11 protein-coding genes are annotated in these 9,737 nt (G+C 63.5%); 3 read left to right on the top strand and 8 right to left on the bottom strand.

Annotation, left to right across the window (positions count from 1 at the left end; translation table 11 throughout):
• Positions 1-107 precede the first annotated feature (107 nt).
• The 5 genes from dnaJ to hrcA form a co-directional block, all read right to left on the bottom strand.
• Entirely contained in the window at positions 108-1,238 is a 1,131-nt protein-coding gene (gene dnaJ / locus ABIV12_RS13905; RefSeq protein WP_348060309.1) for a molecular chaperone DnaJ, read from the bottom strand.
• Positions 1,235-1,810 carry a TMEM175 family protein gene (locus ABIV12_RS13900; RefSeq protein WP_348060307.1) on the bottom strand — a complete coding sequence of 192 codons (576 nt, stop codon included), beginning with the start codon at positions 1,808-1,810 and terminating at the stop codon, positions 1,235-1,237. Before ABIV12_RS13900 ends, dnaJ begins: the two co-directional genes overlap by 4 nt.
• A gap of 87 nt (positions 1,811-1,897) precedes the next feature.
• Entirely contained in the window at positions 1,898-3,811 is a 1,914-nt protein-coding gene (gene dnaK / locus ABIV12_RS13895) for a molecular chaperone DnaK (protein ID WP_348060305.1), read from the bottom strand.
• A 113-nt stretch (positions 3,812-3,924) separates the two neighbouring features.
• Entirely contained in the window at positions 3,925-4,446 is a 522-nt protein-coding gene (gene grpE / locus ABIV12_RS13890) for a nucleotide exchange factor GrpE (protein ID WP_348060303.1), read from the bottom strand.
• Between the two features lie 159 nt (positions 4,447-4,605).
• Positions 4,606-5,658, bottom strand: a complete 1,053-nt coding sequence (gene hrcA, locus ABIV12_RS13885) for a heat-inducible transcriptional repressor HrcA (RefSeq protein ID WP_348060301.1) — start codon at positions 5,656-5,658, stop codon at positions 4,606-4,608.
• 329 nt (positions 5,659-5,987) lie between these two features.
• Between hrcA and recN the strand changes: the two genes are divergently transcribed.
• Complete coding sequence (recN, locus tag ABIV12_RS13880; protein WP_348060299.1) at positions 5,988-7,670, top strand: DNA repair protein RecN; 1,683 nt, start codon at positions 5,988-5,990, stop codon at positions 7,668-7,670.
• A gap of 31 nt (positions 7,671-7,701) precedes the next feature.
• Here the strand turns inward: recN and fur are convergent, their stop codons facing one another.
• Entirely contained in the window at positions 7,702-8,115 is a 414-nt protein-coding gene (gene fur, locus ABIV12_RS13875) for a ferric iron uptake transcriptional regulator (RefSeq protein WP_348060297.1), read from the bottom strand.
• A gap of 85 nt (positions 8,116-8,200) precedes the next feature.
• On the opposite strand from fur, the gene bamE reads away from it, so the two are divergent.
• A complete protein-coding gene (gene bamE, locus ABIV12_RS13870) occupies positions 8,201-8,623 on the top strand; it encodes an outer membrane protein assembly factor BamE (protein WP_348060295.1) in 423 nt (140 codons plus the stop codon).
• Here bamE and ABIV12_RS13865 read toward each other — a convergent pair.
• Positions 8,614-8,931 (bottom strand): RnfH family protein, encoded by a 318-nt coding sequence (locus tag ABIV12_RS13865; RefSeq protein ID WP_348060293.1) that lies wholly within the window; start codon positions 8,929-8,931, stop codon positions 8,614-8,616. The genes bamE and ABIV12_RS13865 overlap by 10 nt on opposite strands.
• On the bottom strand, positions 8,924-9,355 hold the full coding sequence (locus tag ABIV12_RS13860; protein ID WP_348060291.1) for a type II toxin-antitoxin system RatA family toxin: 432 nt from the start codon (positions 9,353-9,355) through the stop codon (positions 8,924-8,926). The genes ABIV12_RS13865 and ABIV12_RS13860 overlap by 8 nt, the downstream gene beginning before the upstream one ends.
• 44 nt (positions 9,356-9,399) lie before the next feature.
• Between ABIV12_RS13860 and smpB the strand changes: the two genes are divergently transcribed.
• A partial coding sequence (gene smpB / locus ABIV12_RS13855; RefSeq protein WP_348060289.1) for an SsrA-binding protein SmpB occupies positions 9,400-9,737 on the top strand: 338 nt, incomplete at its 3' end.

Raw genomic sequence — 9,737 nt, 5'->3', positions numbered from 1 at the left:
CCGCGATGCTCTTCGTGAACCATCGATAGAGCATCGCGGCTGAAGCCGCTCCCACGAAAATTGCAGGAGACGCTGATGTCGTTTGAAGACGACGCGTCACCAACCACTCAGGACGTCACGCGCTCCCAGAACCGCTTCACGCCATCGATCCACGACGTGTTGCGCGGCGAGTGTGCTGCGGCGCCCTCGCCGGAAAATGTCGCCTCGAATTGCTGCAGCAGTTCGCGTTGCTCCGCGGTCAGGCGCACCGGGGTTTCGATCGCGACGCGACAATGCAGGTCGCCGGTCCGTCCGCTGCGCACCGACTTCACGCCCTTTCCGCGCAAGCGGAACTGTCGGCCATTCTGCGTTTCCGGGGGAATCTTGATTTCCGTCTCGCCTTCCAGCGTCGGCACGCGCAGTTCAGCGCCGAGCGCCGCCTGTGCAAAGCGGAGCGGCAGCTCGCAGTGAAGATCGTCGCCGTCGCGCTGGAAAATGGCGTGTTCGCGCACGCGCACCTCAACATAGAGATCGCCCGGAACGGTGCCTGGGGGCCCCGCCTCGCCCTGCCCGGTCAGACGGATCCGGTCGCCGTTGTCGACGCCGGCTGGAATCTTGACCTGCAGCGTGCGCTCGTCATTCACGCGTCCTTCGCCGCGGCACTCCTTGCACGGGTTCGCAATCACCTTGCCGCTGCCGGCGCAGTGTGGGCACGCCTGCTGGATCGAAAAAATGCCATTCTGCATGCGTACACGACCCTGCCCGCGGCAGGTGCTGCAGGTGGAGGTCTTCCCGTCGCTGGAACCGCTGCCGGTGCAGGTGCCGCACTCGACCAGCGTCGGCACTTCGATCTCCTTCTCCACGCCGAACACGGCTTCCTCGAGATCGAGCTCGATCAGATAACGCAAATCCGAGCCGCGTTGCGTGCGGCCACGCGCACCGCCACGGCCGCCGAAAATGTCGGAGAAGATGTCGCCGAAAATGTCGCCGACGTCGCCGTTGAATCCGGCGCCGCCGCGACCGCCCATGCCGTGTTCGAACGCCGCGTGGCCATGCTGGTCATAGGCCGCACGCTTCTGCGCATCGGCGAGAATCTCGTACGCCTCCTTCGCCTCCTTGAATTTGTCCTGCGCGGCAGGGTCGTCCGGGCATCGATCAGGGTGATATTTCATCGCGAGGCGACGAAACGATTTCTTGAGCTCGTCGTCCTGCGTGTTGCGCGCGACGCCCAGCACTTCGTAATAACACCGCTTGCTCATGTCGCCTGAACCCTTTCGATGCGTTTGTCCGGAATGAACCAGACCAGCGCGACCGCGGCATAAAGCGCGCAGCCGAGCAGTGGATGGATGAAGGCAGCCGCAATGCCGAGAACGTAGCCGACGATGGAGATCCAGCCCTTGACGTTGGTGCCGACCGCCCGCGCCAACGTGCCGTCGCGTCCGTTGCAGCGGATCAGCTGCGCCTGACGGATCGGCCATGCAACGGCCGCCATCAGCAGCGTTATGCCATAGAGCGCGGTCGGGAGCGTGGAGAATCCTGTTTCGCTCATCCACGCGGTGGTGAACGGAAACAGCGAAAGCCAGAACAGCAGATGCAGGTTGGACCACAACACCGGACCACTCACAACCTCCACCGCCTTGAACATGTGGTGATGGTTGTTCCAGTAGATGCCGACATAGATGAAACTGAGGACGTACGCACCAAACACCGGCCACAACTCATGCAGCGCGTCCCACGTTGGCGCATGCGGCGTCTTCAGCTCGAGCACCATGATCGTGATGATGATCGCGATCACGCCGTCGGTGAATGCCTCGACTCGTCCTTTTTCCATTGCGTTCCCAAGCCGGTAAGCCCGTATCGATCGCGCGCGGCGATCGATACGGTCAGGTCATCCCGACGATCGATCCGTCGGTAAGACCTACTTCTCGTCCTTGACCTCGGTGAACTCGGCGTCGACGACGTCGTCGTTCCCCGCACCGGCGGCTTGCGCCGCAGCGTCCGGAGCATCACCGGCGGGCGGGCTTTGCGATGCCGCAGCGAACAGCGGCTTCGCGGCTTCCTCAAGCGTGGTCGTGCGCGCTTCGATCTGCGCCTTGTCCTCGCCCTTCATCACCTTCTCCAGATCGCCCAGCGCTTCCTCGATGCGGCCGATGTCACCGGCCACCTTGCCACCGTGTTCCTTGATGGCAGCGCGCGTCGAGTGCACCAGCTGGTCGGCCTTGTTGCGCACCGCGATCAGCTCGTGGAATTTCTTGTCTTCTTCCTTGTTGGTTTCGGCATCGCGCACCATGCGCTGGATTTCCTCTTCACTGAGGCCCGAACCCGCCTTGATCTCGATGCGCTGTTCCTTGCCGGTCGCCTTGTCCTTCGCACCGACATGCAGGATGCCGTTTGCGTCGATGTCGAACGACACCTCGACCTGCGGCGTTCCACGCGGTGCCGCCTGGATTCCGGCGAGATCGAACTTCGCCAGTGACTTGTTGAACCGCGCCTGCTCACGCTCACCCTGCAGCACATGCACGGTGACTGCCGACTGGTTGTCTTCCGCGGTCGAAAACACCTGCGATGCCTTGGTCGGAATCGTCGTGTTCTTCTCGATCAGCTTGGTGAACACACCACCCATCGTCTCGATGCCGAGCGACAGCGGCGTCACGTCGAGCAGCAGCACATCCTTGACGGTTCCGCCAAGCACGCCGCCTTGGATCGCGGCGCCGACTGCAACCGCCTCATCCGGATTGACGTCTTTCCGCGGTTCCTTGCCGAAGAAATCCTTGACCGCTTCCTGCACCTTGGGCATGCGCGTCTGGCCGCCGACGAGGATCACTTCCTGCACGTCGGACACCTTGAGACCGGCATCGTTGATCGCGGTGCGGCACGGACCCATCGTCTTCTCGACGAGATCGCCCACCAGCGCCTCGAGCTTCGCGCGCGTCAGCTTGATGTTGAGATGCTTCGGGCCAGCCGCATCCGCAGTGATGTACGGCAGGTTCACTTCGGTCTGGTGCGCCGTGCTGAGCTCGATCTTCGCGCGCTCTGCGGCATCCTTCAGACGCTGCAGCGCGAGCGGATCGTTCTTCAGATCCACGCCCTGGTCTTTCTTGAATTCGTCCACGAGATAATCGATGACTCGCTTGTCGAAGTCCTCGCCACCGAGGAACGTGTCGCCATTCGTCGCCAGCACTTCAAACTGCTTCTCGCCGTCGACTTCGGCAATCTCGATGATCGAGATGTCGAACGTGCCGCCGCCAAGGTCGTACACCGCGATCTTGCGATCGCCGCCCTTCTTGTCCATGCCGTACGCAAGCGCGGCCGCAGTCGGCTCGTTGATGATGCGCTTGACGTCGAGGCCCGCGATGCGGCCGGCGTCCTTGGTCGCCTGGCGCTGCGAGTCGTTGAAGTACGCCGGCACGGTGATGACCGCTTCCGTCACGGCCTCGCCGAGGAAGTCCTCTGCGGTCTTCTTCATTTTCATCAGGATCTTCGCCGACACTTCCTGCGGCGGCATCTTCTTGCCGTCGGCGGTCTCGACCCACGCGTCCCCGTTGTCGTGCGCGACGATCTTGTACGGCACCATGCCGATGTCCTTCTGCACTTCCGCGTCGGTGAACTTGCGGCCGATAAGGCGCTTCACCGCGTAGAACGTGTTCTTCGGATTCGTCACGGACTGGCGCTTGGCCGTCGCGCCGACCACGACCTCATTGTCCTTGAACGCAACCACCGACGGCGTGGTGCGATCGCCCTCGGAGTTCTCGATGACCCGAGCCGTGTTGCCTTCCATGACCGACACGCACGAATTGGTCGTGCCGAGGTCGATACCGATGATCTTGCCCATTACGTTGCTCTCCCGATCTTTGATTCAAATGATTCGATGCGGCCCCGCAGGCCGCGACTGTGGCGAAATCTGGGGGTCCGCGCTTGCGTTTCAAGCGCTTGGACCCGCATCGCCTATTTGGACACCGACACCAGCGCCGGTCGCAGCAGGCGTTCGTTCAGCACGTAGCCCTTCTGCATCACCGACACGATCTGTCCGGCCGGGTGGCCGGGTGAATCGACCATCGCCATCGCCTGGTGGCGCTCCGGATCGAACGCATCGCCGGTGGCTCCGACGACCTTGAGGCCGTTGGATTCGGCGACCCGCAGGAGCTCGCGCATCGTCAGGTCGACACCGTTGCGCAACAGGCCCGGATCGCCACCCTCCACTGCCAGTCCGCGCTCGAGATTGTCGAGCACCGGCAGCAGGTCGGCGAGCAGCTTCTCGTTCGCGAAGCGCCGCGCCTGGTCGACGTCGCGCTGCAACCGCTTGCGCTGGTTGTCCAGTTCCGCCCGTTCGCGCAGCACCGTCTCACGCATTTCGGCCAGCTTCGCTTCCGCTTCGCCGAGCTGCCGCGACAGCGTTTCCAGTTCGCCGGCGACGGCCTCGTCGGCCGACTCCGTTGCATCGCTCGTTCGTGGATCCGTATTTTCCATGACTCCTCCGTATCTGAAACAGCTGATCGCGCAGCGCGCACATCAAAAACCCACGGTCACGGCAGCCGGACGCGGAACGCCTCGCGCCGGAGTGAACGTCGGCAATCGGCAGACCCGCGGCCGCGTGCCACGGTGCCTTCCTGCACGCCATGCGCCCGTTTATAAGGCCGGCTGGCTCCGCTTCAAGGCGCCGGAGATGAGATTCGCGGTTGCCTGGACGACCGGGATCACCCGTTCGTAGGCCATCCGGGTCGGGCCAATCACGCCGAGAACGCCGAGAATGCGCCCGCCAACCCCGTAAGGTGCCGTGACGAGGCTCCATGTGTCCAGCGCGGCGAAGCCGGACTCCTCGCCAATGAACAGGCGTACGCCTTCGGCGTGGGAGCAGCGTTCGAGCAATTGCAGAAGGTCGCGCTTGCGCTGGAACGCCTCGAAGAGCTCGCGCAGACGGTCGACGTCCGACACGTCCTGCTTGCCCATCAGCTTGGTCTGGCCGGCGACCAGCATGTCGTTCACGGGACTGCTCTCGAACGCCTGCTGCGCAACCTCGACCGCAGCGCCGAGCAGCGTGTTGAGTCGCGCGCTCTCGTCCTGCATCTCGTGCAGCAGGCGCGCGCGGATCTCGTCGAAACGCATTCCGGCGAAATGCGTATTGAGATAATTGGCGACCTGTTCGAGCTCCCCCGCACCGTACGCACGCTGGGTGACGATCACGCGGTTCTGCACCTGGCCATCGGTGAACACGAGAATCACCAGCACGCGACCGCCATCGAGCTGCACGAAATCGATGTGACGGAACGGAAACTCCTCGCGACGCGGCACGCTGACCACGCCGACGAAGTGGGTCATCTCCGACAGCAGCGACGTCGCACTTTCGAGAAGGTCCGGCGTCGACACGTCGGTGGGCAACTCCCGGCGCAACTGATCGACCTCCGGTTCGCCGAGCGGCCGCATCTCGATCAGGCTGTCGACGAATACGCGATACCCCTGCGACGTGGGCACCCGCCCCGACGACGTGTGGGGCGCAGCAACGAGCCCGAATTCCTCGAGATCGGACAGGATGTTGCGAATCGTCGCCGGGCTGACGTCCAGCCCAGACGCCTTGGCGAGCGTGCGCGAACCGATCGGCTGGCCTTCCGAAATGTAGCGGGCGATCAGCGTTCGCAGCAGTTGGCGGGAACGCGCATCGAGGTGCTGGCTGGAAGAGTTCATCGAGGTCCGGGAAGGTGCGTGGCACCCATGATGCAGCGGACGCTAGCAAGCGCGTGACCCCTGATCAATAGGGGCGCTGCGTCAGGATTTCAACGCGGCAGCTTGGTTGCGTCACCGGCGCGTGCTAGCGTTCCGCGGCTTCCATCGACGGACCGCGCGGCCAGCACCTTCTGGCGCACCCACGCGGATCGCCCTTGAAGCGGCGGAGAAAGGTCCGCACGTGCGTTCCGGTCGAGGCGGACATCCGCGCGTCGCCAACGACAATCGCCGGTTGCCGACCTCACCGATCTGACCCAACGCCCACCTGACCCCGGGGTCGAACGCGAGCCATGCTGGAAAGTCTCTACGTGAAGGATTTCGCGATCGTCGGCGAAGCCGAGATCGCTTTCGGCCCCGGGATGACCGTGGTCACCGGCGAAACCGGCGCGGGCAAATCGCTGCTGGTGGATGCGCTGCTGCTGCTCGCCGGAGGGCGTGCCGAAGCCTCGATGGTGCGCCACGGGTGCGAGCGCGCGGAACTCGCCGCCGCATTCGATCTTGCTCCGCATCCGGATCTGCGCGACTGGCTCGTCGCCGAGGACCTCGACGAGGATGGTGCTTGCCAGTTGCGCCGGGTGATCCGCAGCGAAGGCAGTTCGCGCGCCTGGATCAATGGCCGTCCGGTCACCCTCACCCAGATGAAGACGCTGGCTGCAAGCCTGATCGAGATCCACGGCCAGCACGAGCACCAGGCGTTGCTGGATCGCACACAGCAATTGACGCTGCTCGACACCTTTGGCGAACACGCCGCAGAACTTGCGGAGGTCGCGCGCACCGCGAAGGCGTGGCGCGAGACGACCGCGCGGATCAACGAACTCTCGCGCGGGGTCGATCATGCCGAGCGGATCGAGTGGCTCGGCCATCAGGTCGACGAACTCGATCGTCATGCGATCACACCCGAAGCATTTGCCACGCTGGAGGAGAATCACAAGCGCCTTGCCAATTCCGGCCAGCTGCTGCAAGGCTGCGCCGCCCTCGCCGACCGCCTGGATGGCGACGGCGAATTCGCGCTGCCGCGCCTCCTCGCGCGCGCGCAGTCCGAACTGGCGCACCTCGGCGCGCTGGACGAACGTCTTGCCCCGATCGGCGAGCTGCTCGAAAACGCGCGGATCCAGCTCAACGAAGCGGGCGATTCGCTGGCACGTTATCAGAGCGCTCTCGATCTGGATCCGGAGCGCCTTGCCGAAACCGAATCGCAGCTCGGCAAGTTGCACGAACTTGCGCGCAAGCACCGCGTGCGCATGCCGGAGCTGAAGGCGCATGCAGATTCGCTGCGCGAAGAACTGGAGATCCTGCGCGGCGCGGGCACCAGCATCGCCACGTTGCGCGAAGAACAGAATCGCCTCGCATCCACACATGCCATCGCTGCGAAAAAGCTCGGCAAGCGACGTGCAGAAACCGCACAATCATTGGCTGGGTCGGTCAGCGCGTTGATGGCGGAACTCGGCATGCGCGGCGGCCGGTTCGAAGTGCAGCTGGACGCGCAGCCAGGCAACGAGCCGGATCCGCAAGGCGCCGAACGCTGCGAATTCCTGGTCAGCGCCAACCCGGGCCAGCCACCGCGCGCGCTGCGCAAGGTGGCGTCGGGCGGCGAACTCTCCCGCATCAGCCTGGCGATCGAAGTGGCCGCGCTCGGAAGCGACGCGGTCGGCACCATGGTGTTCGACGAAGTCGATTCCGGCATCGGCGGCGCGGTCGCCGAAGTGGTCGGCCAGAAACTTCGCGCACTCGGCGCGCGCTGCCAGGTGCTGTGCGTCACCCATCTGCCACAGGTTGCCGCGCAGGGTCACCGTCATTTGTCGGTCCGCAAATCCAGCGACGGCGCGTCCACCGAAACCCGCATCGATCCGCTCGAAGGAAAAGCACGGCAGAAAGAAGTCGCGCGCATGCTCGGCGGCATCGAGATCACGCGCGAAACGCTTGCGCATGCGAAGCAGATGTTGAGTCGTGCTGTGGCGCCCGTGCAGGGTTGAAGAGGGTCCCCCACAGAACGGACCGTGACGCCTATTTCTTCTTCAACGGTCTCACATAAAGCACGAGGCTGTGATCCTCAATCGCATACCCATGCTTGGTGGCGATTTCCTTCTGCAGGCGTTCGATCTCCTCGCTGGAGAATTCGATGACCTTGCCGGATTCGACATCCACCATGTGGTCGTGGTGCTTGCCGCGGTCGAGTTCATAGACGGCCTGGCCGCCTTCGAAGTTGTGCTTCAGCACCATGCCGGCCGCTTCAAACTGGGTCAGCACCCGATAGACCGTCGCAAGGCCGATGTCGTCGTGCTTGTCCAGCAGCTCGCGGTAGATGTCCTCCGCGGTGAAGTGCTTGCCGTCATCGGTGTCGAGGATTTCCAGGATCCGCATGCGCGGATGGGTGACCTTGAGGCCGGCTTTGCGCAGTTCTGTCGATTCCACGTTCATCCTCCCTGCGGCCTGGCCTGAAAAACCGGAAATTTCAGGCGCTAGTGTATCATCGGCGATTGACCGACCTTCCGGATTCCCACGCATGCGACTTCGCTGGCTCGCCCTTCTCGCCCTTCTCGCCCTCGTTCCGCTCAGCGGTTGCGGCCTCATCTACAAGGTGGATGCGCAGCAGGGCAATCTGTTCGACAAATCCACTGTCGAAGCACTCAAGCCCGGCATGACGAAGCGCCAGGTCCTGCTGGTGATGGGATCGCCTGCGGTGATCAGTCCGTTCGACCAGAACCGCTGGGATTACGTCTCCACCATCAGCCGTGGCCGACACAAGATGGCGTCGAAGGACCTGATCCTCTACTTCAAGGACGAGGCGCTGGTGAAGATCGACGGCGACTACTTCCCGGAAGATCCGGATCAGTTGATCAAGGATGCGCGCAAGTACAAGCGCCAGTATCCGGACGAAAAGCGTCCCGCAGAGGAAAAGAAAAGGCCAAATGGCGGTCAAGGCTGACGAGGCGGCTTGAGGCGTGACGCATTCGCGGCGCGTCTGCGTCGCGACTCCTTCGGATCGGCCGTGAGCGGTCGGTAAAGTTCAATCCGGTCTCCATCCTTGACGCTGGTGTCGCGCGCAACGCGACGAGACCAGATCCCCGCGTCCAGCAGCGTGTCGTCGATGGAACATGCAAGCGCAACCCCCGATGCGGCGATGGCATCGGCAACGGTCGCGCCACGAGGCAGCTCGACGCCGCGGAGGAACTGGAATCGCGGTTCGGCGTAAGCCACTTCGACGGACACCGTCGCGGTCGCCGGGTCATCCATCGGCTCTGCCCGCAGCGCTGCAGAAATCGTCGACCATGCGGTTGGCAAGGCTCTGAAAACCGAGTCGGAGCGCCGTTCCGCCAATGCCTGAGTAGTCGAAGTCGAGGGCAAGCGCGATGCGGCAGCCATTGTCGCCGAGCGGATCGAACGTCCACTCCCCTTCAAGTGCGTTCAGCCGTCCCTCGACGAGTTGCAAGTGCAGTCGTCGCGGTCGTTCAAGTGTGTTGCGCGTGGTGAAACTTTGCGTCAGGCCGGCGAAACGCAGGTCGAGTCGGGCGACCAGCGAGTCGTCTCCGACACGGTCCAGTACCGTCGCGCCGGAGCACCACCCGAAGCGCGTCGGGTATGCTTCGACATCGTTGACCAGATCGAACATCCGTTCAGGCGTTTGGCGAACCAGGGCATGGCGGCGGATCTGGATCACGTGGGCGGCAACCGGTCGCAGTGCATTCCCCAATTGTATCGGACATGGCAAAAGCAAAATCCAAGGACAAGACCAGTGGCGGCACGATCGCGCAGAACAAGCGCGCGCGCCACGAGTTCCACATCGACGAACACTACGAAGCCGGCATCATGCTCGAAGGCTGGGAAGTGAAGAGTCTGCGCGCGGGTCGCATCAATCTCAGCGAGTCGTACGCGGTTGTCCGTGGCTCGGAGATTTTCCTGCAGGGCGCATCGATTCCGCCGTTGATTTCCGCCTCCACGCACGTCATCGCGAACGACCGGCGTACGCGCAAATTGCTGCTGCATCGCGAGGAGATCGACAAACTGATCGGCGCGATCGAACGCAAGGGTTACACGCTGGT

This window comes from Dokdonella sp. (assembly GCF_039926425.1).
Taxonomy (GTDB): domain Bacteria; phylum Pseudomonadota; class Gammaproteobacteria; order Xanthomonadales; family Rhodanobacteraceae; genus Dokdonella_A.
The sequence above is the reverse complement of the archived record's forward strand: the minus strand, read 5'-3'. Positions and strand labels throughout refer to the sequence as shown.